Consider the following 23,256-nt stretch of genomic DNA (forward strand, 5'->3'; position numbering starts at 1 on the left):
GTCAGGATATGGCGGCGGGGCACGGCCCCGTCCAGACCACCGTCCTGCTTCGATTGCTGCTATTCCGCAGCCTGTTTCGCACCGCGAACGCCGGCCGCAAGCGAGGCGACCAGATCCGCCACCGCACCGACCGTGGCCTTGGTGGCGCGGCCTTCGGCGTCGAGGCTGCCCTTGAGCGCATCGATCAGCGCCGAACCGACCACCGCGCCATTCGCCTGCGCGGCGATCGCTTGCGCGGCTTCCGGCGTGCGGATGCCGAAGCCGACGCAGACCGGCAGGTTGGTGTGACGCTTGATCCGCTGCACCGCTGTGCCGACCGCCGAGGCATCCGCCGAGGCCGATCCGGTGATGCCGGTGATCGAGACGTAATAGACGAAGCCCGAAGTGTTGGCGAGCACCGCCGGCAACCGCTTTTCGTCGGTGGTCGGGGTGGCGAGGCGGATGAAGTTGAGCCCCGCCTTCATGGCTGGCAGGCACAGCTCCTCGTCCTCTTCCGGCGGCAGATCGACGATGATCAGGCCGTCGACTCCGGCCGCCTTGGCATCCGCCAGGAAGGCATCGACGCCGTAGATGTAGATCGGGTTGTAGTACCCCATCAGCACCAGCGGCGTGGCGTTGTCGGTGGCGCGGAAGTCGCGGACCAGCCCCAGCGTCTTCTTCAGCGTGGTGCCGGTCTTCAGGGCGCGCAGGCCGGCGGCCTGGATCGCCGGACCGTCCGCCATCGGGTCGGTGAACGGCATGCCGATCTCGATCACGTCGGCGCCTGCGGCCGGCAGTGCCTTGAGGATCTGCAGCGAGGTGTCGAGATCGGGGTCGCCCGCCATCACGAAGGTGACGAGTGCCGGGCGGCCCTGCTGCTTCAGTTCGCCGAAGCGGGTGTCGATGCGGGTGGTCATCAGAACTTGCCCCCGAGATGTTCGGCGACCGACGCGAGGTCCTTGTCGCCGCGGCCGGACATGTTGACGACCATCAGGTGATCCTTCGGCAGCTTGGGCGCGAGGTCGGCGACCTTGGCGAGCGCGTGGCTCGGCTCCAGCGCCGGGATGATGCCTTCGAGCCGGCAGCACAGCTTGAACGCGTCGAGCGCTTCGGTGTCGGTGGCGGACAGGAAGTTGACGCGTCCGACATCGTGCAGCCAGGAGTGCTCGGGCCCGACGCCCGGATAATCGAGGCCGGCGGAGATCGAATGCGCTTCCTCGATCTGGCCGTCAGCATCCATCAGCAGATAGGTGCGGTTGCCGTGCAGCACGCCCGGCTTGCCGCCGGCGATCGACGCCGCGTGCAGCTTGTCCAGACCGTGGCCGGCGGCTTCGACGCCGTAGATCGCGACGCCCGGATCGTCGAGGAACGGATGGAAAAGTCCCATCGCGTTGGAGCCGCCGCCGATGCAGGCGACCAGCGAGTCGGGCAGGCGGCCTTCGGCCTGCATGATCTGCTCGCGGACTTCCTGCCCGATCACCGCCTGGAAGTCGCGTACCATCATCGGATAGGGATGCGGGCCGGCGACGGTACCGATGCAGTAGAAGGTGTTGTGGACGTTGGTGACCCAGTCACGCAGCGCCTCGTTCATCGCGTCCTTCAGCGTGTTGGCGCCGGAGGTGACGGGACGGACTTCGGCGCCGAGCGCCTTCATCCGCAGAACGTTGGGCTGCTGGCGTTCGACGTCGACCGCACCCATGAACACCACGCATTCGAGACCGAACTTGGCGCACATCGTCGCGGTGGCGACGCCGTGCATGCCGGCACCGGTCTCGGCGATCACCCGCGGCTTGCCCATGCGCTTGGCCAGCATGATCTGGCCGAGCACGTTGTTCACCTTGTGGGCGCCGGTGTGGTTGAGGTCTTCGCGCTTGAAGTAGATCTTGGCGCCGCCGAAATGCTCGGTCAGCCGCTCGGCGAAATACAGCGCTGAGGGACGTCCGACATAGTGCTTGAGATGGCCGTCCATCTCGGCGCGGAACGCCGGATCGACCTTGGCTTCCGCGTAGGCCTTTTCCAGATCGAGGATCAGCGGCATCAGCGTCTCGGCGACGAAGCGGCCGCCATAGATGCCGAAATGCCCGCGTTCGTCGGGGCCGGACCGGAAGGAATTCGGCAAAGCTTGGTTCATGTCAGCTCTTGGGTTAGGCCGCGCGGGCGGCGCGGATGAAGTCGCGGATCATGTCCGGGTCCTTTTCGCCGGGTGAGGTTTCAACCCCCGACGACACGTCGACGCCCTGCGCGCGCGTCACCCGCAGCGCTTCGGCGACGTTGCCGGCGTTGATCCCACCGGAGACCAGGAACGGCAGTTTGAGATTGACGCCGTCGAGCAGCTTCCAGTCGAACGTTGCACCGAGCCCGCCGGGGCGGGTGGCGTCCTTCGGCGGCCGTGCGTCGAACAAGATGCGGTCGGCCACCGCCGCGTAGTCCGGCAGCACTGAAAGATCTTCCGGGCCCGCCACCGCAATCGCCTTCATCACCGGCAGGCCGTAGATGCGCTTGATCGAACGCACCCGCTCCGGGCTCTCGCTGCCGTGGAATTGCAGCCAGTTCGGCCGAAGCTGCTCGACGATGGCGTCGAGCAGGTCGTCGTCGGCATCGACAGTGAGCGCGACCTTGGCGGCGCGGCTGCGGACTTGACGGCCGAGCGCATCGGCGAAGTCGATATCGAGGTGACGCGGCGAAGCGGGAAAGAATACGAAGCCGACCATATCGGCGCCGGCTTCGACCGCTGCTTCCAGCGTGTCGGCGGTCGTCAGACCGCAGATTTTTACAATGGTGGACATGGCTGTGCGCTGAATCTGGGTTGCCGGCGCGCTAGGGCGCCGCAGAGAATGCGCAGTCTTACAACGTCGCGCGGGACTTGTCGCGCCCAGCGCCGCTGGAACCGCTCTCGAGCAGCAGGCGGCGCGGCTCGCTCTGCGCCGGCGTGGCGATGCTGGCACGCAGGCTGGCGAGCTGGTTCTGGGCTTCGATCGCTTCGGCCTGATGTCGGCGGGCGGCGCGTCGCCAGCGCCGTTGTCCGAACCAGGTGGCGATACCGCCGAGGATGACGCCGACGATGGCGGTAACGATGATCACCACGAACAGCGGCAGCCGGATGTGACCGAGCGGGTTGCTGGGGTCGAGCGGATCGAACGAGACGTCCACCATGTGGCGGTTGGCGACCGCGAACACCACGAGGATCAAACCGAGCGGGATCAGCACCAGGGCCGTCAGGAATTTCTGCATGTCATTCGCTCGCCTGGCTCGGCAATGGGGCGTCGCGCTACGCGGTATCGCTGGTTTCAGCGTCGTCGCCGCCGTCGCGGTTTAGGCGCTCACGCATTTCCTTGCCTGTCTTGAAAAACGGCACGGTCTTCTGCTCGACCGGCACATGAGCCCCGGTGCGCGGATTGCGCCCGGCGCGTGCCGGACGATGCTTCACCGAGAATGCGCCAAAGCCGCGAAGCTCGACCCGATCCCCACGCGCCAACGCTTCGACGATCTCATCGAGGATCGCGTTGACGATGTTCTCGACGTCCCGCTGGTACAGGTGCGGGTTGTGCTCGGCGATACGCTGAACGAGTTCGGATTTGATCATCGAGGATGTGGTCCGTGCGTGCGGACCGCCATTTCCGTGAAAATGCCGTGAACTGTCAAGACGCTAAATCGGACAGACGCCCCGGCGAAGGGCGTCCGAGGGGCGTCATTGAACCCGCTTTCAGGGTCAAAATACCGCACGGGCTGCACGCCCCGCGGGCAGAGATCACTGACCCGCGGACGGCGCCCACAGCGCCAGCATGCCGTCGAGGCCGAGCCGTTCGACCGACTGCATGGCGCCGGTCTGTTCGACGCGGCGTGCGATCACGCCGAGGCCTGCAGCGTCGAACGCGACGGAGGCTGCGGCGCGCAGGAAGGTGAGATCGCCGAATTGCGGTGAGAGCTTGTAGTCGCGCACCGGCAGACCGGATTTGACGTTCTTGGCCTTCTCCAGCCACGCGATCGCGGTCTTCTCGTCGCCGAGTTCGTCGATCAGTTTGAGCCCTACGGCCTGGCGTCCGGTGAACACCCGGCCGTCGGCGACGACGTTGAGCTGATCGTCGGTCATCTTGCGGCTCTGCTGCACCATGCCGCGGAACCACGCGTAAGAATCCTTCACCAGCGCCTCGATGGCGGCGCGCGCCTCAGGACTGGTCGGCTCGAAACCGTTCGGCGCAGCCTTCAGCGGCGACGATTTTACTTCCTCGACCTTGACCCCGACGGTCTTCAGCAGCTCGGACACGTTCGGATATTGGAACAGCACGCCGATCGAACCGACCAACGAAGTCTGCTGTGCGACGATGTGTTCGGAGGCCAGCGCGGCGATGTAGCCGCCGGACGCGGCGAGCCCTTCGACCACCACGACCATCGGCTTCTTCGCTTTCAGCCGCGCCAGTGCGTCGTGCAATTCCTCGGAGCCCGCGGTGGTGCCGCCGGGCGAATTGATGTGGACGATCACGGCCGAGTAGGACGACTTGCCGAGCCGGTCGAGCGCTTCGACACGCTCGTCATTGCTGCGGATCAGACCCTCGATCTTGATGCGGGCGATCGAACCGGTCGAGGTGAGTGCACCGCGTCCCGCCGGCGACACCATCGCACCGATCGCCACCACGGCGATGATCGCGACCAGCACAGCCGCCACGCGCCAAAACGTCAGCTTCCTTCGCATCCGGCGGCGATCGACGATCACATCGGAATCAAGCGACATCAGCGGTTCTCCGGTCGGCGGCTATCGTTTCGGTTGTCGGATGGGATCGTTGCCGTCCCATGAGCGAAATACATCAATTACAATCCAATATGAAGAAAACATGGTTCGTGCGGCGGCCTGCCCGAACTGCTGCGACCACCGGCGCCGGTCGTCGTATGGCGGGTCACGTGCAACGAAAAAGGGCCCCGGCAATGCCGGAGCCCTTGATGTCGTGAGGTAAGCCTGAGGCTTACTTGTCGCGCTGCTTGAGCGCGGTGCCGAGAATGTCGCCCAGCGTCGCGCCCGAATCGGACGAGCCGTACTGCGCGATGGCTTCCTTCTCCTCGGCCACTTCCAGCGCCTTGATCGACACCTGGACCTTGCGGGCCTTCTTGTCGAACTGGATGACGCGGGCGTCGACCTTCTCACCAACCGCGAAGCGGTCGCTGCGCTGGTCGTTGCGGTCGCGCGCCAGCTCCGAGCGCTTGATGAAGGTGTTGAAGTCGGTGCCGACGATCTGCACGTCGATGCCGCTTTCCTTCACGTCGAGCACTTCGCAGGTCACGACAGCACCCTTCTTGACGTCGCCCGGCTCGGCGAAGGGGTCGCCTTCGAGCTGCTTGACGCCGAGCGAGATGCGCTCCTTTTCGACGTCCACGTCGAGCACCACGGCCTTGACCATGTCGCCCTTCTTGAAGTTGTCGATCACCTGCTCGCCCGGCAGCTTCCAGTCGAGGTCCGAGAGGTGGACCATGCCGTCGACGTCGCCGTCGAGACCCAGGAACAGACCGAACTCGGTCTTGTTCTTGACCTCGCCTTCGACGGTCGAACCGACCGGATGCTTCTCGACGAACACTTCCCAAGGATTGCGCATGGTCTGCTTGAGACCGAGCGAGATACGGCGCTTGACCGAATCCACCTCGAGCACCTGCACTTCGACTTCCTGAGAGGTCGAAACGATCTTGCCGGGGTGCATGTTCTTCTTGGTCCACGACATCTCGGAGACGTGGATCAGGCCTTCAATGCCCGGCTCGAGCTCGACGAACGCACCGTAGTCGGTGATGTTGGTCACGCGGCCGGTGAAGCGCGCGTTCAGCGGGTACTTGGCCTCGATGCCCTGCCACGGATCGTCCAGCAGCTGCTTCATGCCGAGCGAGATGCGGTGGGTCTCGTGGTTGATCTTGATGATCTTGACCTTGACGGTCTGGCCGATGGTCAGCACCTCGGTCGGGTGATTGACCCGGCGCCAGGCGATATCGGTCACGTGCAGCAGGCCATCGATGCCGCCGAGGTCAACGAACGCACCGTAATCGGTGATGTTCTTGACGACGCCGTCGATCACCTGACCCTCTTCGAGGTTCTGCACCAGCTCCTGGCGCTGCTCGGCGCGGGTCTCTTCCAGCACGGTCCGGCGCGACACGACGATGTTGCCACGGCGGCGATCCATCTTGAGGATCTGGAACGGCTGCGAGTTGTTCATCAGCGGCGCAACGTCGCGGATCGGACGGATGTCGACCTGCGAGCGCGGAAGGAACGCCACGGCGCCGTCGAGGTCGACCGTGAAGCCGCCCTTGACCTGATTGAAGATGACGCCGAACACCTTCTCGTTGTTCTGGAAGGCCTTCTCGAGCTTGCCCCAGCTCTCTTCGCGGCGCGCCTTGTCGCGCGACAGCACGGCTTCGCCGAGCGCATTCTCGATCCGATCGAGGAACACCTCGACGGTATCGCCGACCTTGATCTCGTTGTCGCGGCCCGGACCTGCGAATTCGCGCAGCGGCACGCGGCCTTCGGTCTTCAGGCCGACGTCAATGACGGCCATGTCCTTCTCGATCGCGACGACCTTGCCCTTGATAACAGAGCTTTCCTGCAGGTTGCCGCCGGCGAAGGACTCGTCGAGCATCGCGGCGAAATCGTCGCGGGTCGGGTTGTAAGTGTCAGTCGAAGCCATTTGTTCTCCAGATGCGGATGTCGCCGGCAGTTTGGTTGAGGGCCGTCTCGCGCGCACAGTGTCAGGGGTCCGCGAACCTGACGACCGCCCAGCACATCAATGCGGAGCGGGCCGGCAGCATGCCTGCACGGTCGAGACGTTGATCCGCGGTGAAGCGGATCGCAGATTGGGGCATTCCAGCAGAACGTCCGGCGGCAAAAGAAGCGACGAATCCGAGAGGGATCTCGCGGTCTTCATCCGGCCATCGCGGCGGTGGCGGCGGAGCGGGCGAACCTCCAATGACGGCGTCGGTTTGGTCGATTAGACCCGACGCCGGCCCGCTCGAACGGCCTCGACAATGTCGATGGCGGCCCGGACGCCGCCTTCTATATCCAAATAGGAATTATCGAGCAAGACTGCATCCGGTGCTTGCTTGAGCGGCGCCGCCGAGCGGCTCTTGTCGCGTTCGTCGCGCTTGATGATGTCGGCCAGGATCACCGCCTCATCGGCGGGCTCGCCGCGGGACTGGGCTTCCAGGAACCGGCGGTGGGCGCGAACCTCGGGTGAGGCGACCACGAAGATCTTCACCTCGGCGTCGGGACAGATCACCGTGCCGATGTCGCGGCCATCCAGCACGGCGCCGGGCGGCGCGGCGGCGAAAGCCTGCTGGAACTCGACCAGGGCGGCGCGGACTTGCGGATGGGCCGACACCACCGAGGCGGCTTCGCCGACCGCGTGGCTCTTCAGCGCCGGATCGTCGAACCGCGCCGGGTCGAGCGTGCGCGCCACCTCGGCGGCGCGCGCCTCGTCGGTGAGGTTGGCGCCGGCGTCCAACATCGCCTTGGCGACCGCGCGGTAGATCACGCCGGTATCAAGATGCCTGAGGCCGTAATGTGCGGCCAGCCGCTTGGCGAGCGTGCCTTTGCCCGATGCGGCCGGTCCGTCGATGGCGATGATCATTCTCTTGTGCATTCCAATTGGCTTGGTGAGCCTTTCCGGCGGCGGGCGTCCCGACGAGGTTTTGCAGCCGTGAACGACTGGGTATAAACCCGCGATCCGCCGAAGCCAGCCTCGTTGGCGATTTCCTATCAATCTCTGCCCGGACCCTTCCTGGATGGCCACGCCCGCTTTCGTCAAACGCATTACGCGATCGGATGCGGTCCTGTCGCTCGGCGTCAACTTTTCCAAGATCTATTTTAAGTTCGTGATGTGGACCGGCCGATACGACCGACAGGCCGCTCCGATCCCCGAGCCTTACATCCTGGCGATGTGGCACGGGCGGCTGATCATGGCGCCGATGCTGCAGACCAAGAGCAAGCCGCTGGTCGCGCTGATCAGCGGGCATCGCGACGGTAAGATCATCTCCCGGGTCGGGGCCGCGTTCGGGATTCAGACGGCGGTCGGTTCGTCCTCGCGCGGCGGCATGCGGGCGGCGCGCGAAATGATGCGGCTCGGCAAGTCCGGCCACAGCCTGTTCGTCACGCCCGATGGCCCGCGCGGTCCGCGGATGCGCATCAACAGCGAGGGCGTTCTGGATATGGCGCGGCTGACCGGGCTGCCGATTCTGCCAGTCTCGGTCAGCCTGTCTCGTCACAAGCTGCTCCGGAGCTGGGATCGGCTGATGCTGCCCGGCCTTTTTGCCAAGGTCGCGATCCGGTTCGGCGAGCCGATCACCGTCGAGGCGGGCTCGCCGACCGCAGAGATCGCGGAGCGGCTGCAGGCGGCTCTGACCGCCGCGCAGAACGAAACCGACCGGATCGTTGGCCTTCAGCCGGTCGAAGCGGCCTGAGGCTTAGCCGAATTCGGCACCGAGCCGCTGCATCATCGGAACGAAGTCCGGGAAGCTGGTGGCGATGAAGGCGGTGTCGTCGACCGTCACTGGCTTGTCCGAGGCGAGGCCCATCGCGAGCGCCGACATCGCGATACGATGATCCATGTGGGTGGCGACCACGCCGCCGCCCGGCACATGCCCCTTGCCCTCGACGATCAGATCGTCGCCGGCGATCTCCACCGCGACGCCGTTGACCCGCAGCATCGCCGCCGTCGCTTCCAGCCGGTCGCTTTCCTTGACCCGCAATTCGTGCAGGCCGCGCATCACGGTGGTGCCCTCGGCGAACGCAGCGGCGACCGCCAGCACCAGATACTCGTCGATCATCGACGGCGCCCGCTCCGGCGGCACCTCGACGCCCTTCAGCTTCGATCCACGCACGCGGAAACGGGCCATCGGCTCGCCGGCATCGCCCCGGACGTCGCTGTCCTCGATCGAGGCGCCCATTTCGCGCAGCGTCGTGATCAGCCCGGTCCGCAGCGGGTTGGTCATCACGTCGGTCAATTCGATGTCGGAGCCGGGCACCACCAGCGCCGCCACCATCGGGAAGGCGGCCGACGACGGATCGGCCGGCACCACCACCGGGGCGCCGCGCAATTCGGGCTGGCCGGTTAATGAAATCTTACGGCCATGGGCACCTTCGGCTTCGGTGACGATCGTGGCGCCGAAGTGCTGCAGCATCAGCTCGGTATGGTCGCGGCTGGCTTCGGCCTCGATCACCGTCGTGACGCCGGGCGCCGACAGGCCGGCGAGCAGCACCGCGGATTTGATCTGCGCCGACGGCACCGGGGTGCGGTACAGAATCGGCAGCGGATCGCGGGCGCCCTGCAGGGCCAGCGGCAATCGGCCGCCCTCGCTGCTTGACACCACCTTGGCGCCCATCAGCTCCAGCGGATCGACGATTCGCCGCATCGGCCGGCTGCGCAGCGACGCATCGCCGTCGAACGTCGCCAGGATTGGCGATCCGGCGACCGCGCCCATCGCCAAACGGCAGCCGGTGCCCGAATTGCCGAAATCCAGCGGGGCTTCCGGTGTGGCGAAGCCGGCGACGCCGACGCCATGCACGCGCCATTCGCAGTCGCCGGTGCGTTCGACCTTGGCGCCCAGGGCGCGCATCGCCTTGGCGGTGTTGAGAACGTCCTCGCCCTCGAGCAGGCCGGAGATTCGGGTCTCGCCGACCGCCAGCGCACCGAGAATCAGCGCCCGGTGCGAAATCGACTTGTCGCCCGGGACGCGCGCGGTGCCGTGCAATGCGCCGCTCTTGCGCGCCTGCAGCGGCGTCGGCTGGTTCGAATCAGTCAAGATTGTGGTCCCTCGCGGCTGCGGGTGATTCGGCCTGGCATTGCGGCCGTCCTCGCGGCCTTCGGCATAAACCGCTATTGACAGCGGCGTGCCAACTAGCCAAGTGAAGCACCGTTTTTCAAGAAATCCCAAGGTTGCACAAGTGGCGAAATCCGATCTCGGAACCAAACGCATTTGCCCGACGACGGGCAAAAAGTTCTACGATCTGAACAAGAATCCCGTGATCTCGCCCTACACCGGCGAGGTGGTGCCGATTGCACCGGTCACGGCGCCGCGCACCCGTGCGGATCAGCGCTCCGCGGCCCCCATGGACACCGAGGCGCCCGAGGCGATGGAAGCCGAAGAGCTGGTGTCGCTGGAAGAGGCCGATGCCGAGGAGAACTCCGGCAAGGTCAAGGCCGTGGTGCCGGAATCCGAGGACGACATCGAAATCGACGAGGCCATCGACGACGATGACGACGATTCGACCTTCATCGCCGATGAAGAAGAAGAGGATGAAGACGTCACGGACATCATTGGTGACGTTTCTGGCGATGAGGAGACTTGAGATCGTCGCCGATATGTGATCAACGATTGCCGCGCGGCCGATTTTGATTTGCGCCGCGCACCCAGGGTAAGGGGCCATAGCTCAGCTGGGAGAGCGCTTGCATGGCATGCAAGAGGTCGGCGGTTCGATCCCGCCTGGCTCCACCATCCTTCCCTCAGGCTTCCGTAGCTTTTGTCTCGCTCAGGCGCACACCCAGCGCCGCCGCTCAGGCCCGCAGCACTGAAGCCTCTCACGCGCTGCGAACGAAGCCGACGCCCGCCGGGCATTTGCCAAGACGGTGTTGGGGGCGATAAGTTCTCCGCTCCTGCAAAGCTTCGGTAAGAAAGCCCTTATGACCTCTGCATCGATGCCCGGCGCGATCGCCGGATTGCGCGTAATCGATCTGACCCGCGTGCTTGGCGGGCCCTACTGCACCCAAATCCTCGCCGACCACGGCGCCAACGTCATCAAGGTCGAACCGCCGGCCGGCGACGAGGTGCGCGACTGGGGGCCTCCCTTCCATGACGAGGACGCGGCGTATTTTCTCGGCGTGAATCGCAACAAGCGGTCGATCGGCCTCGATCTCGCCTCGCCCGGCGGGCGCGAGGTGCTGTTGAAGATGCTCGAAGACGCCGACGTGCTGATCGAGAACTTCAAGCCCGGCACGCTCGACAAATGGGGCCTCTCCAACGAGGTGATTCGCGAGAAGTTTCCGCGGCTGGTGCATTGCCGGATTTCGGGCTTCGGCGCCGACGGCCCGCGCGGCGGCAACCCCGGCTATGACGCCATCATCCAGGCGATGACCGGCATGATCGCCGCGACCGGCTCGCCGGAGAGCGGACCGGTGCGAATCGGTGTGCCGCTGGTCGACATCACCACCGGCCTGTATGCGACCATTGGTATCCTGATGGCGCTGGCGGAACGTGAGCGCTCCGGCAAGGGCCAGTTCGTGGAGACCACGCTGTACGAAACCGGTCTCGCGATCATGCATCCGCATACCGCGAACTATTTCCTGCATGGCAAGCCGCCGGCGCTGACCGGCAACGAGCACCCGAACCTGGTGCCGTATTCGACCTTCAACGCCCGCGACGGCCAGATCTTCACCGGCGTCGGCAATGACGGCACGTTCCGCAAGCTGTGCAAGGAAATCGGCAAGCCGGAGCTCGGCACCGATCCGCGCTTCGCGCGCAACAAGGATCGCATCGCCAACCGCGCTGCGCTCCGCGCCGAACTCGAGGCGGTGTTCAGCCAGCACGATGCGGTGCCGCTGTGCGACCGGCTGCTCAACGCCGGCCTGCCCGCCGGCCCGGTGCAGTCGATCGACAAGGCGTTGACGAGCCCCCACACCGCCTACCGCGGCGATGTGATCGAGAAGGATTGGTACAAGGGCGTTGCCTCGCCGATCCGGTTCGAGCGCACCAAGGCCAGCTTGCGCGGCCTGCCGCCGACGTTCAGCCAGCACGCCAACGAAGTGCTCGGCGAGTTCGGCTATTCGGCGGACGACATCGCCAAGCTGAAGGCCGACGGCATCGTCAGCGGCCCCGAGCGCAAACGCTGATGAGAGCGGCGCCGGCCGCGATGCCGGCGCCGTTCATTCTGCTTTCGCTACGCACCCAGCTGCGATTACCGCAGTGCAGGAACTCTTGCACTGCATCATAAGCTGTTGCGACGACAGCGATGCCGCCGCTTCCTCCCCGGCGGAGCCTCGCTTATACGGTCATGTGTCTGTCATCGCGCACTGCTACGCGCGCCCACCACGACAGCACGTGCCCAACCGGGAGGTTTTCATGGCATTTCGATCCTTTGGCCTGACCGCGGCCGCCGCGACGGCGATCGCCGCGACGCTGGCGATGGCTGCGCCGGCATATGCGGTCACCGAAATTCAGTGGTGGCACGCGATGACCGGCGGCAACAACGACGTCATCGTCAAGCTGGCCAATGACTTCAATGCCGCGCAGAGCGACTACAAGGTGGTGCCGACCTACAAGGGTGGCTACGCCGATACCATGAACGCCGGCATCGCCGCGTTCCGCGCCGGCAACGCGCCGCACATCCTCCAGGTGTTCGAAGTCGGCACCGCCACCATGATGGCGGCGACCGGCGCCGTGAAGCCGGTCTACAAATTGATGCAGGAAACTGGCGAGCCGTTCGACCCGAAGGCGTATCTGCCGGCGATCACCGGCTACTACTCGACCTCCAAGGGCGAGATGCTGTCGTTCCCGTTCAACTCGTCGTCGATGGTGATGTGGGTCAATCTCGACGCGCTGAAGAAGGCCGACATCGCTGAGATCCCGAAGACCTGGCCCGAGGTGTTCGAAGACGCCAAGAAGCTGAAGGCTGCCGGCTACGCCACCTGCGGCTTCTCCACCGCCTGGGTCACCTGGGCCAATCTCGAGCAGCTCTCGGCCTGGCACAACGTGCCGCTGGCCAGCAAGGCGAACGGTCTCGACGGCTTCGATACCAAGCTCGAATTCAACGGCCCGGTTCAGCTCAAGCATCTGCAGAAGCTGATCGAGCTGCAGAAGGACAAGACCTACGACTATTCCGGCCGCACCAACACCGGCGAGGGCCGCTTCACCTCGGGTGAGTGCCCGCTGTTCCTGACCTCGTCGGGCTTCTTCGGTAACGTCAAGTCGCAGGCCAAGTTCAACTGGACCAACGCGCCGATGCCCTACTATCCGGACGTCAAGGGCGCGCCGCAGAATTCGATCATCGGCGGCGCTTCGCTGTGGGTGATGGGCGGCAAGAACGCCGCCGAGTATAAGGGCGTCGCCAAGTTCCTGGCGTTCCTGTCCGATACTGATCGCCAGGTCGCGATCCACAAGGCCTCTGGCTATCTGCCGATCACCAAGGCGGCCTACGAGAAGGCCAAGGCCGACGGCTTCTACAACGAGCAGCCGTATCTCGAGACACCGATCAAGGAACTGACCAACAAGCCGCCGACCGAGAATTCGCGCGGCCTGCGGCTCGGCAACATGGTGCAGCTCCGCGAGCTGTGGGCCGAGGAGATCGAGCAGGCGCTGGCCGGCAAGAAGACCGCCCAGCAGGCACTCGACGCCGCCGTCGAACGCGGCAACGCCATGCTGCGCCAGTTTGAGAAGACGGCGGTGAGGTAAGCACCGTTACCCCTGGCGTCATGCCCCGCGAAGGCGGGGCACCCAGTATTCCAGAGCGTTGCGATTTGAACAGCAACGACATGGAGTACTGGGTCGCCCGGTCAAGCCGGGCGATGACGGACAGGATGCTTGTCGAGTCTTCCGGCCACAGGTAAGCAACTCGTCACATGCTCAAGCAGGCCGTCTTTCAGTCGAAACTGCTGCCTTATTTGCTGGTGCTGCCGCAGCTCGTGGTGGTGCTGGTGTTCTTCTATTGGCCGGCCGTACAGGCGGTGATCCAGTCGTTCCTGCTGCAGGACGCCTTCGGCCTGTCGACCATGTTCGTCTGGTTCGACAATTATCGCGAACTGCTCGATCAGCCCGACTACTTCGCCGCGATCATCCGGACCTTCGTTTTTTCCTTCGCGATCGCGCTGTCGTCGCTGTCGCTGGCGCTGCTGCTGGCGGTGATGGCGGACCGCCCGCTGCGCGGCTCGACGTTCTACCGCACCATGCTGATCTGGCCCTACGCGGTGGCGCCGCCGGTGGTCGGCGTGCTGTGGGTGTTCATGCTTAATCCGTCGCTCGGCGTCATCGCCCATGGGCTGCGCGCGCTCGGCGTCGATTGGAACCCGCTGCTCGATGGTGATCAGGCGGCGCTGCTGATCGTGCTCGCGGCGGCCTGGAAGCAGATCTCTTACAATTTCCTGTTCTTCCTCGCCGGGTTGCAGGCGATTCCGTCCAGCGTGATCGAGGCGGCGGCGATCGACGGCGCCCGGCCGATGCGCCGGTTCTGGACCATCATCTTCCCGCTACTGTCGCCGACCATCTTCTTCCTGGTGATCGTCAACGTCGTGTACGCGTTCTTCGACACCTTCGGCATCATCGACACCATGACGCGCGGCGGGCCGGCGAAGGCGACCGAAACCCTGGTCTACAAGGTGTATCAGGACGGCCTGCTCGGCTCGAACCTCGGCAGTTCGGCGGCTCAATCGGTGATTCTGATGGCGATCGTGATCGCGCTGACGGCGATCCAGTTCCGCTTCGTCGAGCGCAAGGTGAATTACTGATGGTCGAGCACCGGAAGTTCGGAAACCTGGTGCCGCACGTGATCCTGTGGATCGGCGTCGCGATCGTCGCCTTCCCGGTCTATCTGGCGTTCGTCGCCTCGACCCAGGACAACGCCACCATCGCCAACGGCCAGATGTCGCTGCTGCCCGGCGGCCACTTGCTGGAAACCTATTACAAGACCATCTTCGTCGGCTCCTCCGGCACCACCCGCGAGCCGGTCGCCAGCATGCTGTTCAACTCGTTCGTGATGGCGATGTCGATCGCGCTCGGCAAGATCGCGATCTCGATCATCTCCGCCTATGCGATCGTGTATTTCCGGTTTCCGTTCCGGATGACGATCTTCTGGCTGATCTTCATCACCCTGATGTTGCCGGTCGAGGTCCGGATCTACCCGACCTACAAGATCGCCGCCGACCTCAATCTGCTCGACAGTTACGCCGGGTTGGCGCTGCCGCTGATCGCGTCGGCGACCGCGACGCTGCTGTTCCGGCAATTCTTCATGACGGTGCCGGACGAACTGTTGGAAGCGTCGCGGATCGACGGGGCCGGGCCGCTGCGGTTCTTCTGGGATACGCTGCTGCCGCTGTCGCGCACCAACATGGCGGCGCTGTTCGTGATCCTGTTCATCCTCGGCTGGAATCAATATCTCTGGCCGCTGCTGATCACCACGCGCGACGACATGCAGACCATCCAGATCGGCATCCGCAAGATGATCGTGACCTCGGACGCGCTGACCGAGTGGCCAGTGGTGATGGCGACCGCCGTGCTGGCGATGCTGCCGCCGGTCGCCGTGGTGGTGCTGATGCAGAAACTGTTCGTGCGCGGACTGGTCGAGACGGAGAAGTAGCAACAGTGGCCAACGTCGTTCTCCGCTCTGTCCGCAAGACCTATCCGGGTGGTTTTGAGGCAATTAAAGGCGTCGATTTCGAAGTCGGCGACGGCCAGTTCTGCGTGCTGGTCGGGCCGAGCGGCTGCGGCAAGTCGACCCTGCTGCGAATGATCGCGGGGCTCGAAACCGTCACCGGCGGCGAGATCGGCATCGGGGATCGCGTCGTCAACGACGTCGAGCCGGCCGATCGCGACATCGCGATGGTGTTCCAGAACTACGCGCTCTACCCGCACATGACCGTGTACAACAACATGGCGTACGGCCTGCGCAACCGCGGCATGGCCAAAGCCGAGATCGACGCACGGGTGCAGGAAGCGGCGCGCATTCTCGAACTCGGTCCGATGCTGACACGGAAGCCACGGCAATTGTCCGGCGGCCAGCGCCAGCGGGTCGCGATGGGCCGCGCCATCGTGCGGCATCCCAAGGTGTTTCTGTTCGACGAGCCACTGTCGAATCTCGACGCCAAGCTGCGGGTCGCGATGCGGGTCGAGATCCGCAAGCTACAACGCCGGCTCGCCACCACGGCGATCTACGTCACCCACGACCAGCTCGAAGCAATGACGCTCGCCGACATGCTGGTGGTGATGAACGCCGGCCAGGTCGAACAGATCGGCTCGCCGCTCGACGTCTATGCCAAGCCGGCGACGACCTTCGTGGCCTCGTTCATTGGCGCTCCGCCGATGAACCTGCTGACCCTGGCAGACGACCTGCGGAGCCAGCTCGGTGGCGCGCCGGCCGAGGCGGGCATTCTCGGCGTCCGCCCGGAGGACCTCGTCATTGGCCCAGGGGCGGCAGCTCACGGCGGGCTGGCGCTCCACATCACCGTCGAGGCGATCGAGCGGGTGGGACCGGAGACGTTCGTCTACGGGGTCCGCGCAGGGCATGAGGCGCAACCGGTGGTCGCCGGGAAGCCCGGCGAAGGGGCCGGCGGCGACATCATCGTCCGGATTCCCGGCCAGGTCGCGCCGGCGGTCGGAGAGCGCATCACGGTCGCGGCGCCGCCGCCCAGCCTGCATCTGTTTTCCGCCGACGGGCGCCGCCGGATTGCCGGCTAGCCGGCCAGTAAGCTACTGGTGGAATTCGCTGTTCTGGCCTTCTTGAACAGTTCTTTTGCACTGCCCATATTGGTTTGGACTGGACGGCGAGGTGCCGGACGGTCGATGGGGTGCCGCAAGGACCCCCTCAAAGTCGCTTCGAGAGGACTTTGTGATGTCTCGTGTTCCTTCGTTATCTAGTCCCTTTCTGCTGGGATTCGACGAGATCGAGCGTGCGCTCGACCGCGTCGTCAAAGGCGCCGACGGGTACCCCCCGTACAACATCGAACGGTGCGAACGCAGCAACGGCGATCCCGAAAAGCTGCGCATCACACTGGCGGTGGCTGGATTCACCCGCGATCAACTCGATGTCACAGTTGAGGAAAATCAACTGGTGATCCGGGGCCGGCAGCAGGATGACAAAACTCGGCAATACATCCACCGCGGCATTGCCGCGCGTCACTTCCAGCGGACGTTCGTGCTGGCCGACGGGATGCAGGTGTTGGGTGCGGACCTGAAAAACGGGTTGTTGTCCATCGACCTGATCCGACCTGAGCCGGAAAGGGTCATTAAGACAATCGCCATCACCGAACACGAATAATGGAACGAGTAGCGGACTCGACCGCTTAGTCTCCTAGAGGAGTCGAGACCATGACTGAAGCTGGTACTACGCTTGAAAATGTGGGCGTCACGCCGGAAGCGTTGGCGCATCTGGGCGAAGGCCACATCGCCTATGTGAAGCAGATCCGCTCCGAAGACGTACCTGGGCTATTCCCGCAGGCGCCGCAGATCGCGCCGGGCCTCAAGCTGTTCGCGCTGCATTCGGCCGATGGCACGCCGATCATGCTGACCGACAGCCGCGAAGCGGCGATCGCGAATGCCTGGAGCCAGGAACTGCAGGCCGTCAGCGTCCACTGAGTTGCGGCATTATGAGCTGGATGGGCAGGGCGCTCCCTGCCCTTATCCGGTTTGTTGCGAACCGATTAGGGATCAACAGCCTCGGCTCACGGCCGAGGGATTTTTGGTAGCTGAGCTTTCCCTTCCAGTTGGTAATCAGCGAGCTTTCGCACTCTTCGGAAGACCGACATTAGGATTTTTAGAGAGACCAGAGGTTTATTTGTTCGAAGATGAATGGAGAATGCTGAATCCAACTGAAGAATTTCAGCCATCTCCTGAGAGTACTTGATTACGAGTTTTAGTTCTTCATCTGCCAGGGCGATTTTTTCTTTTTCTACCTCAATGCGCAGCAATTGCCGCCTCGTGAGATCTGCGACTATCTTGTGATAGACTGCAGCGCACGCTCCAATTGAGCCTGCTACACCGGCAACGATGCCTGCTACTTTCGCGGCTTGTTCCAAGAACAAAAGCAATTCCATGTAGCCGGGTGAGGCGTATTGGATTGCTACAATCTGTGGCCTATATCGAGGCGGAGTGGCGTATTTAAGCTGATTATAGAAATTTACAGCGCTATAGCCGCCGCGCCATGGGAACGCTTGAAAAGCTCGACTGATGCGCTCTTCATCAGAGTTGCTTTCTGAAGGCGTGATCGCCTCAAGCGCGAAGTAGACTTGCTCATAGGTGCGGGGGAAGACGTAGAGATCATCAAGGGTCCAACGCTCATCCATCAGGATGCGGTACCCGCCGAAGTGCGCCATTTCACACCAATCGCCTGAAAATATCCCTTAAATATCTTCTGTGTTGCCGGCTGCGAACAGAGCCAACAAACAGAACCACTATTCAAGTCTCAGAGCATTGTAAATCTAGGCGCCGCCAATCAGCTCGGCAGCTGCCGGCCAGCAATGCCCCGCGCTGTTACGCCGCGGTGGCCGGGGGCAGCGCGAGCACCGAATAGATCGCATGGGCGTCGCGGGACGCGCGCAGCTTCTTGGCGACGTCCTGGTCGCGCAGCAGCCGGGCAATCCGCGCCAGCGCCTTGAGGTGGTCGGCGCCGGCACCTTCGGGCGCCAGCAGCAGGAAGATCAGGTCGACCGGCTGGCCGTCCATCGCTTCGAAATCGATCGGCCGTTCCAGCCGCGCGAACAGCCCGAACAGCTTTTCGAGCTTCGGCAGTTTGCCGTGCGGAATCGCCACCCCGTAGCCGACCGCGGTGGTGCCGAGCTTCTCGCGCTGCAGCAGCACTTCGAAGATCGAGCGCTCGTTCTGACCGGTGAGTTCAGCGGCGCGCGCCGCGAGTTCCTGCAGCGCCTGCTTCTTGCTGATCACCTTGAGCGCCGGGATGACGGCCTCGGGCGCGACAAGATCCGTAATCGTCATCAGGCGTTCCGGGGGTGTTGGTGCGGTCCGGGTGAAATAGGACGGCGGTGGGTTGCGTCAAGCGTTCGATCCGAGAAGCGCCGCGCGATTTCCTGATCGCGGCTAAAACGCTTCTGAAATCATGATCCTAACTTAAGTCTAGCATTCCTGCCGGCGGCCGTAAAATGCCGTCGGCGGTCCGCCGAAAAGCGGCGGACCATAGGCAGAGCGTTGCACGGGCGTCAATGCCTCGCGGAGGTTCCGCTTGCGGCTTTCCCGCGAGGCAATGCGCGGGTCAGTTCGTGCCGTTCAGCACCGGCGGGTCGATCCAGCCGATATTGCCGTCGGCGCGACGATAAATGATGTTCACGCGGCCCGAGCTGCCGTGCTGGAACACCACCACAGGTGCGCCGGTGAGATCGAGCTCGACCACCGCCTCGCTCACCGACAGCCGCTTCATCGCGGTGGTGGCCTCGGCGATGATCACCGGGTTGTAGGCGTCCTCGTGATGCTCTTCGTCGCCGGGCGCTTCGATCACGTAGCTGGCCGCGTCCACCGGCGTGCCGAGCTCGGCGAGCGCGTTGGCCTCGGCGTGAGCCTTGCGGGCCGAGCGATCCTTCAGGCGGCTCTTGTAGCGGCGCAGGCGCTTCTCGATCTGCACCAGCGCCTGATCGGCGCTGACATAGGCGTCGGCGGCATTGGACTCGGCTTCAAGCGTGATGCCGGAATCGAGGTGCAGCGCACAATCGGTGCGGAAGCCGAAACCGTCTTTGCTGAGCGTGAAGTGCCCCGAATAATTCCCATCGAAATACTTGCGCAGCACCTCCTCGGTGCGTTCGCTCACGCGGCTGCGCAGCGCTTCGCCGATGCTGATGCTTTTGCCGGATATCCGGATGGTCATGGCAGTGCCTCGATTCACATGTGGGGAGGTGAGTCTAGTCAGAGCAGGGCGACGCAATCAAGCTGGGGCTGTGTCGCGGGAGCGGTTCGCTGCCGCAGACGGCGTGCCCAGCATGTTCTGCTTGTCGCGACGGCGCTGCACTGAAGAGGGAATGCGCATCGCTTCGCGATATTTCGCGACGGTGCGACGCGCGATGTCGATGCCGGCCTCGCGCAGACGTTCGACGATCGTATCATCCGACAGGATTGCTGACGGATCTTCACTGTCGATCAGTTGACGAATCTGGTGCCGTACCGCTTCGGCCGAATGCGCTTCGCCGCCGTCGGCGGAAGCGATCGACGCAGTGAAGAAATACTTAAGCTCGAAGGTGCCGCGGTTGGTCGCCATGTATTTGTTGGCGGTGACGCGCGACACCGTGGATTCGTGCATCTGAATTGCGTCGGCCACAGCTTTCAGATTCAGCGGCCGCAGATGCTTGACGCCGTGGGTGAAGAATCCGTCCTGCTGGCGCACGATTTCGGTCGCCACCTTGAGGATGGTGCGGGCGCGCTGATCGAGCGCGCGCACCAGCCAGGTGGCGTTCTGCAAACAGTCGGAGAAGTACGACTTGTCTCCGTCCTTGCGGATCGTCTTCGACAGCTCCGAATAATACGACTGATTGACCAGCACCTTCGGCAGCGTGTCGCTGTTGAGTTCAACCAGCCAGCCGCCGTCGGGGCCGGGCCGGACGAACACGTCGGGCACAATCGTCTGCACCCGCGACGAGCCGAACTTCAGGCCCGGCTTCGGGTCGAGGTGACGGATCTCGCCGATCATGTCGACGAGGTCTTCGTCGTCGACGCCGCAGATCTTGCGTAAGCTGGCGACGTCGCGCTTGGCGAGCAGGTCGAGGTGTTCGACCAGAGCCTGCATGGCCGGGTCGTAACGATCACGCTCGCGCAACTGGATGGCGAGGCATTCGCTCAAGTTGCGCGCGCAGATACCGGGCGGGTCGAAGGTCTGCAGCACCTGCACAACCGCTTCGACGTCGTCCTGACTGGCGCCGAGCCGTTCGGCGGCATCGCCGAGATCGGCCGGCAGGTAGCCGGCGTCGTCGACGAGGTCGATCAGGTACTGTCCGATCAGCCGCTGCGACGGCGTCGTGACCGCCACCGCGAGCTGTTCGGCGAGATGGTCGGCCAGCGAAGTCTCGGCCGCCACGAAGGCTTCGAGATTGTAGCCTTCATCCGAAGACGCTCCGCCGCCCCATTCGGTATAGGAAGCCGGCGCGCTGTCCTGCGCGGCGCGGGCCGCAGCTTCGGCAGGCTCTTCGGGAAAAACGTTCTCCATGCCGGTATCGAGCGTCTGCTCGATATCGCTCCGGCTGCCGAGATCGCGATGCATCCATTCTTCGGTGCCGGGCTCGAACGCACCGGCGGCCGCGGGGTCGGTGAAATCCGAAGACCCTTCGCCGCCGAAATCTTCGCCGCCGCTCGCGCCGAACTCACCGCCGCCCTCGGCGCCTTCCGCCGTGGCCTCACCGGCCACCGGCGGTTCCGCATTGTCGCCGGCGCGATCGAGCAACGGGTTCTTCTCGATCTCGTCCTCGACGAAAGCCGCGAGGTCGAGATTCGACAACTGAAGCAGCTTGATCGCCTGCATCAGTTGCGGGGTCATCACCAGAGACTGGGTCTGACGAAATTCGAGACGTTGCGACAGCGCCATGGTGGCCAGAAACGGTAGTTGGTCCGTTTCTTGCTTACGCCTTTCCGGAGCGGTTGTACACGCCTTGACGGATGGGAAATTTGGAGTAGAGGCGCCGGCCCTTCGGGCGGATATCTTTCCGGTATCTAGGTAGTTCTGATCGCGCCTCACGATCAGGCCGGTAAAGGTAATCATGGACCCACCGGCTCTAAACCGCAACCGGCTTTACAGTCGGAATTCTTCGCCAAGGTAAAGCCGGCGCACATCCGGATCATTGACGATGTCTTCGGGCGTACCTTCGGTCAGGATCTCGCCCGCGTAGACGATGTAGGCGCGATCGGTGAGGCCGAGCGTTTCGCGAACGTTGTGATCGGTGATCAGCACGCCGATGCCGCGATTGGTCAGGTGTCGCACCAGGTCCTGAATGTCGCCGACCGCAATCGGGTCGATACCGGCGAACGGCTCGTCGAGCAGCATGTAGTTCGGGCGGCTGGCGAGCGCGCGGGCGATTTCGACGCGGCGGCGCTCACCGCCCGACAGCGCGATCGACGGCGATTTGCGCAGCCGCTCGATGTTGAATTCCTGCAGCAGATTGTCGAGCTGCGCTTCGCGCTTGCGCTTGTCCGGCTCGACCGCTTCCAGCACCGCGCGGATGTTCTGCTCGACGGTGAGGCCGCGGAAGATCGAGGCTTCCTGCGGCAGGTAACCGATGCCGAGCCGCGCGCGCTGATACATCGGCAGCTTGGTGACGTCGTGGCCGTCGAGTTCGATCGCGCCGTTGTCGGCCTTGATCAGCCCGGTGATCATGTAGAACACGGTGGTCTTGCCGGCGCCGTTGGGGCCGAGCAGGCCGACCGCTTCACCGCGGCGAACATAGATGCTGACGCCGCGCACGATCTTGCGGGTGCCGAAGCTCTTCTCGACGCTGTGCACCGCCAAGTAACTGGATGCCGGTGCGGCCTGCGGCGCGACGGTGCGGCGCGGTGCTGCAGCCGCGGCCGGTTGTCGCTGCGGAGCCGCGTATGACTCGCTGCGTGCGATCGGCGGCGCGTCGCGCACCGGCGTCGCCAGCAGATCGCCGACGTCGTCGCTGTATCCGGTAATGTCGTTGCGCGCGCTGCCGAACCCGGGAGCTTTCGGGCGCCGACGGAACATGCCGCGAAGATCCACCATGCGCTACCGAACCTGTCCCGTGAGGTGCGCCCCCGCAAGGCTCGCGGTGACGTCATTGGCGTCTGCCGAAGCCGTGCGGACGCGGCAAAGCGACGCTTCGCTGGCGCTGTTACAGGCGGCCGCCGTCCGGTTCAACACTCGGAGTGCTTGCTGGTGATCCGATACGGTCACTTCGGCTTGCCCGAACTGGTCGGCGGGCCGAGTGGCAGCGGACCGCCGCCATTCGCGCCCGAGGATTGAAACAGGCCCTGCACCCGGCCGCTGTCCGATTCCACCCGCGATACGCCGGTGGTCATGTCGACCAGCAGCCGGTCGCCGCGCACCACGTTGCGGGCCTGGGTCAGCACCACGTTGCCGGTCATCGTCACCAAATTGGTCTTGGTCTCGAACACCGCCTTGTCACCGGTGACGACCTGATCCTTCTGGGTGACCACGACGTGGCCCTTGGCTTCGAGACGCCGGATCGAGGAGGCGCCGTCCGGGCCCGGCGCGGCCGCCGGCATCGGCTTGCCCTTGGCGCCCTTCGCCGGCGTCTGATCCTGGTCGTAGAACACCACCAGCGTCTGCGACGTCATGGTGGTGTCGCCCTGCACGACTTTGACGTTGCCGGTGAAGGTCGCTTCCTTGTTCTTGTCGCGCACTTCCAGGGTGTCGGATTCGATCTGGATCGGCTTGTCGCGGTTCTGCGAGAAGCCCTGCATCGCGTTGGGCACGCCCTGCACGGCGCTCTGCGCCGCCGCCGGCACCGTGCCGGCAACCGACAGAGCAACCAGCGCGGCACTGGCCAGCGCGGCCGGGCCACGAAGCCGGTGAAACCAAACAGCAATGTGCATTGTCGAGATCACCTCGCGACGGCCCGCTGGCCGGGATTGGGGGCCGCCCGCGAC

Annotated in this window: 24 protein-coding genes and 1 tRNA gene; 10 read left to right on the forward strand and 15 right to left on the reverse strand. The window is 64.3% G+C overall.

What is annotated here, in order from left to right:
• Positions 1 to 59: 59 nt before the first annotated feature.
• The 8 genes from trpA to cmk all read right to left on the reverse strand — a co-directional run bounded on the left by trpA (position 60) and on the right by cmk (position 7,574).
• Complete coding sequence (gene trpA, locus DY467_RS15780) at positions 60 to 896, reverse strand: tryptophan synthase subunit alpha (protein WP_164637364.1); 837 nt, start codon at positions 894 to 896, stop codon at positions 60 to 62.
• A complete protein-coding gene (trpB, locus tag DY467_RS15785; protein ID WP_164571893.1) occupies positions 896 to 2,110 on the reverse strand; it encodes a tryptophan synthase subunit beta in 1,215 nt (404 codons plus the stop codon). Before trpB ends, trpA begins: the two co-directional genes overlap by 1 nt.
• A gap of 13 nt (positions 2,111 to 2,123) precedes the next feature.
• Complete coding sequence (locus tag DY467_RS15790; protein WP_164637366.1) at positions 2,124 to 2,765, reverse strand: phosphoribosylanthranilate isomerase; 642 nt, start codon at positions 2,763 to 2,765, stop codon at positions 2,124 to 2,126.
• Positions 2,766 to 2,823: 58 nt separating this feature from the next.
• A complete protein-coding gene (locus tag DY467_RS15795; protein WP_107342338.1) occupies positions 2,824 to 3,210 on the reverse strand; it encodes a lipopolysaccharide assembly protein LapA domain-containing protein in 387 nt (128 codons plus the stop codon).
• Positions 3,211 to 3,247: 37 nt separating this feature from the next.
• Positions 3,248 to 3,562 (reverse strand): integration host factor subunit beta, encoded by a 315-nt coding sequence (locus DY467_RS15800; RefSeq protein ID WP_107342337.1) that lies wholly within the window; start codon positions 3,560 to 3,562, stop codon positions 3,248 to 3,250.
• Positions 3,563 to 3,727: 165 nt separating this feature from the next.
• Positions 3,728 to 4,708 (reverse strand): signal peptide peptidase SppA, encoded by a 981-nt coding sequence (gene sppA, locus DY467_RS15805; RefSeq protein ID WP_164637368.1) that lies wholly within the window; start codon positions 4,706 to 4,708, stop codon positions 3,728 to 3,730.
• A 229-nt stretch (positions 4,709 to 4,937) separates the two neighbouring features.
• Positions 4,938 to 6,635 carry a 30S ribosomal protein S1 gene (rpsA, locus tag DY467_RS15810; protein ID WP_011155635.1) on the reverse strand — a complete coding sequence of 566 codons (1,698 nt, stop codon included), beginning with the start codon at positions 6,633 to 6,635 and terminating at the stop codon, positions 4,938 to 4,940.
• 300 nt (positions 6,636 to 6,935) lie between these two features.
• A complete protein-coding gene (gene cmk, locus DY467_RS15815) occupies positions 6,936 to 7,574 on the reverse strand; it encodes a (d)CMP kinase (RefSeq protein ID WP_164637388.1) in 639 nt (212 codons plus the stop codon).
• 154 nt (positions 7,575 to 7,728) lie between these two features.
• On the opposite strand from cmk, the gene DY467_RS15820 reads away from it, so the two are divergent.
• Entirely contained in the window at positions 7,729 to 8,403 is a 675-nt protein-coding gene (locus DY467_RS15820; protein ID WP_013499910.1) for a lysophospholipid acyltransferase family protein, read from the forward strand.
• Between the two features lie 3 nt (positions 8,404 to 8,406).
• On the opposite strand, the gene aroA is transcribed toward DY467_RS15820, so the two are convergent.
• Positions 8,407 to 9,744, reverse strand: a complete 1,338-nt coding sequence (gene aroA, locus DY467_RS15825; RefSeq protein ID WP_164637370.1) for a 3-phosphoshikimate 1-carboxyvinyltransferase — start codon at positions 9,742 to 9,744, stop codon at positions 8,407 to 8,409.
• Positions 9,745 to 9,886: 142 nt separating this feature from the next.
• Here aroA and DY467_RS15830 point away from each other — a divergent pair, with 142 nt between their 5' ends.
• From DY467_RS15830 to DY467_RS15870, 9 genes are all read left to right on the forward strand, one after another.
• Positions 9,887 to 10,291 (forward strand): TIGR02300 family protein, encoded by a 405-nt coding sequence (locus tag DY467_RS15830; RefSeq protein ID WP_107342333.1) that lies wholly within the window; start codon positions 9,887 to 9,889, stop codon positions 10,289 to 10,291.
• A gap of 70 nt (positions 10,292 to 10,361) precedes the next feature.
• A tRNA-Ala gene (locus DY467_RS15835) sits at positions 10,362 to 10,437 on the forward strand.
• Positions 10,438 to 10,622: 185 nt separating this feature from the next.
• Complete coding sequence (locus DY467_RS15840; RefSeq protein ID WP_164571482.1) at positions 10,623 to 11,828, forward strand: CaiB/BaiF CoA transferase family protein; 1,206 nt, start codon at positions 10,623 to 10,625, stop codon at positions 11,826 to 11,828.
• Positions 11,829 to 12,057: 229 nt separating this feature from the next.
• Positions 12,058 to 13,386: a sn-glycerol-3-phosphate ABC transporter substrate-binding protein UgpB gene (gene ugpB, locus DY467_RS15845; RefSeq protein WP_107342331.1), complete on the forward strand. Its 1,329-nt coding sequence runs from the start codon at positions 12,058 to 12,060 to the stop codon at positions 13,384 to 13,386.
• Between the two features lie 167 nt (positions 13,387 to 13,553).
• A complete protein-coding gene (gene ugpA / locus DY467_RS15850; protein WP_164637372.1) occupies positions 13,554 to 14,435 on the forward strand; it encodes a sn-glycerol-3-phosphate ABC transporter permease UgpA in 882 nt (293 codons plus the stop codon).
• Complete coding sequence (gene ugpE, locus DY467_RS15855) at positions 14,435 to 15,283, forward strand: sn-glycerol-3-phosphate ABC transporter permease UgpE (protein ID WP_164637374.1); 849 nt, start codon at positions 14,435 to 14,437, stop codon at positions 15,281 to 15,283. Before ugpA ends, ugpE begins: the two co-directional genes overlap by 1 nt.
• 5 nt (positions 15,284 to 15,288) lie before the next feature.
• Positions 15,289 to 16,380, forward strand: coding sequence for a sn-glycerol-3-phosphate import ATP-binding protein UgpC (locus tag DY467_RS15860; protein WP_164637376.1), 1,092 nt, complete (start codon positions 15,289 to 15,291; stop codon positions 16,378 to 16,380).
• A gap of 154 nt (positions 16,381 to 16,534) precedes the next feature.
• A complete protein-coding gene (locus tag DY467_RS15865) occupies positions 16,535 to 16,960 on the forward strand; it encodes an Hsp20 family protein (RefSeq protein WP_011155625.1) in 426 nt (141 codons plus the stop codon).
• Between the two features lie 50 nt (positions 16,961 to 17,010).
• Positions 17,011 to 17,277: a BQ00720 family protein gene (locus DY467_RS15870; RefSeq protein ID WP_107342327.1), complete on the forward strand. Its 267-nt coding sequence runs from the start codon at positions 17,011 to 17,013 to the stop codon at positions 17,275 to 17,277.
• A gap of 86 nt (positions 17,278 to 17,363) precedes the next feature.
• Here the strand turns inward: DY467_RS15870 and DY467_RS15875 are convergent, their stop codons facing one another.
• From DY467_RS15875 to DY467_RS15900, 6 genes are all read right to left on the reverse strand, one after another.
• Positions 17,364 to 18,014 (reverse strand): hypothetical protein, encoded by a 651-nt coding sequence (locus DY467_RS15875; protein WP_164637378.1) that lies wholly within the window; start codon positions 18,012 to 18,014, stop codon positions 17,364 to 17,366.
• Positions 18,015 to 18,171: 157 nt separating this feature from the next.
• Entirely contained in the window at positions 18,172 to 18,633 is a 462-nt protein-coding gene (gene ptsN, locus DY467_RS15880; protein ID WP_107342326.1) for a PTS IIA-like nitrogen regulatory protein PtsN, read from the reverse strand.
• Between the two features lie 274 nt (positions 18,634 to 18,907).
• Positions 18,908 to 19,513 carry a ribosome hibernation-promoting factor, HPF/YfiA family gene (hpf, locus tag DY467_RS15885; protein WP_107342325.1) on the reverse strand — a complete coding sequence of 202 codons (606 nt, stop codon included), beginning with the start codon at positions 19,511 to 19,513 and terminating at the stop codon, positions 18,908 to 18,910.
• Positions 19,514 to 19,570: 57 nt separating this feature from the next.
• On the reverse strand, positions 19,571 to 21,217 hold the full coding sequence (rpoN, locus tag DY467_RS15890; RefSeq protein WP_164637380.1) for an RNA polymerase factor sigma-54: 1,647 nt from the start codon (positions 21,215 to 21,217) through the stop codon (positions 19,571 to 19,573).
• A gap of 204 nt (positions 21,218 to 21,421) precedes the next feature.
• On the reverse strand, positions 21,422 to 22,369 hold the full coding sequence (gene lptB / locus DY467_RS15895; protein ID WP_205502430.1) for an LPS export ABC transporter ATP-binding protein: 948 nt from the start codon (positions 22,367 to 22,369) through the stop codon (positions 21,422 to 21,424).
• A 167-nt stretch (positions 22,370 to 22,536) separates the two neighbouring features.
• Entirely contained in the window at positions 22,537 to 23,202 is a 666-nt protein-coding gene (locus DY467_RS15900) for an LptA/OstA family protein (RefSeq protein WP_164637384.1), read from the reverse strand.
• Positions 23,203 to 23,256: the final 54 nt, after the last annotated feature.

The sequence above is a fragment of the Rhodopseudomonas sp. BR0G17 genome, from assembly GCF_010907025.1.
Classification (GTDB): domain Bacteria; phylum Pseudomonadota; class Alphaproteobacteria; order Rhizobiales; family Xanthobacteraceae; genus Rhodopseudomonas; species Rhodopseudomonas palustris_H.

Coding starts and splice junctions, on each gene's coding strand:
- trpA (WP_164637364.1), bottom strand. CDS start 896: ATGACCACCCGCATCGACACCCGCTTCGGCGAACTGAAGCAGCAGGGC.
- trpB (WP_164571893.1), bottom strand. CDS start 2,110: ATGAACCAAGCTTTGCCGAATTCCTTCCGGTCCGGCCCCGACGAACGC.
- DY467_RS15790 (WP_164637366.1), bottom strand. CDS start 2,765: ATGTCCACCATTGTAAAAATCTGCGGTCTGACGACCGCCGACACGCTG.
- DY467_RS15795 (WP_107342338.1), bottom strand. CDS start 3,210: ATGCAGAAATTCCTGACGGCCCTGGTGCTGATCCCGCTCGGTTTGATC.
- DY467_RS15800 (WP_107342337.1), bottom strand. CDS start 3,562: ATGATCAAATCCGAACTCGTTCAGCGTATCGCCGAGCACAACCCGCAC.
- sppA (WP_164637368.1), bottom strand. CDS start 4,708: ATGTCGCTTGATTCCGATGTGATCGTCGATCGCCGCCGGATGCGAAGG.
- rpsA (WP_011155635.1), bottom strand. CDS start 6,635: ATGGCTTCGACTGACACTTACAACCCGACCCGCGACGATTTCGCCGCG.
- cmk (WP_164637388.1), bottom strand. CDS start 7,574: ATGATCATCGCCATCGACGGACCGGCCGCATCGGGCAAAGGCACGCTC.
- DY467_RS15820 (WP_013499910.1), top strand. CDS start 7,729: ATGGCCACGCCCGCTTTCGTCAAACGCATTACGCGATCGGATGCGGTC.
- DY467_RS15840 (WP_164571482.1), top strand. CDS start 10,623: ATGACCTCTGCATCGATGCCCGGCGCGATCGCCGGATTGCGCGTAATC.
- ugpB (WP_107342331.1), top strand. CDS start 12,058: ATGGCATTTCGATCCTTTGGCCTGACCGCGGCCGCCGCGACGGCGATC.
- ugpA (WP_164637372.1), top strand. CDS start 13,554: ATGCTCAAGCAGGCCGTCTTTCAGTCGAAACTGCTGCCTTATTTGCTG.
- ugpE (WP_164637374.1), top strand. CDS start 14,435: ATGGTCGAGCACCGGAAGTTCGGAAACCTGGTGCCGCACGTGATCCTG.
- DY467_RS15865 (WP_011155625.1), top strand. CDS start 16,535: ATGTCTCGTGTTCCTTCGTTATCTAGTCCCTTTCTGCTGGGATTCGAC.
- DY467_RS15870 (WP_107342327.1), top strand. CDS start 17,011: ATGACTGAAGCTGGTACTACGCTTGAAAATGTGGGCGTCACGCCGGAA.
- DY467_RS15875 (WP_164637378.1), bottom strand. CDS start 18,014: ATGGCGCACTTCGGCGGGTACCGCATCCTGATGGATGAGCGTTGGACC.
- ptsN (WP_107342326.1), bottom strand. CDS start 18,633: ATGACGATTACGGATCTTGTCGCGCCCGAGGCCGTCATCCCGGCGCTC.
- hpf (WP_107342325.1), bottom strand. CDS start 19,513: ATGACCATCCGGATATCCGGCAAAAGCATCAGCATCGGCGAAGCGCTG.
- rpoN (WP_164637380.1), bottom strand. CDS start 21,217: ATGGCGCTGTCGCAACGTCTCGAATTTCGTCAGACCCAGTCTCTGGTG.
- lptB (WP_205502430.1), bottom strand. CDS start 22,369: ATGGTGGATCTTCGCGGCATGTTCCGTCGGCGCCCGAAAGCTCCCGGG.
- DY467_RS15900 (WP_164637384.1), bottom strand. CDS start 23,202: ATGCACATTGCTGTTTGGTTTCACCGGCTTCGTGGCCCGGCCGCGCTG.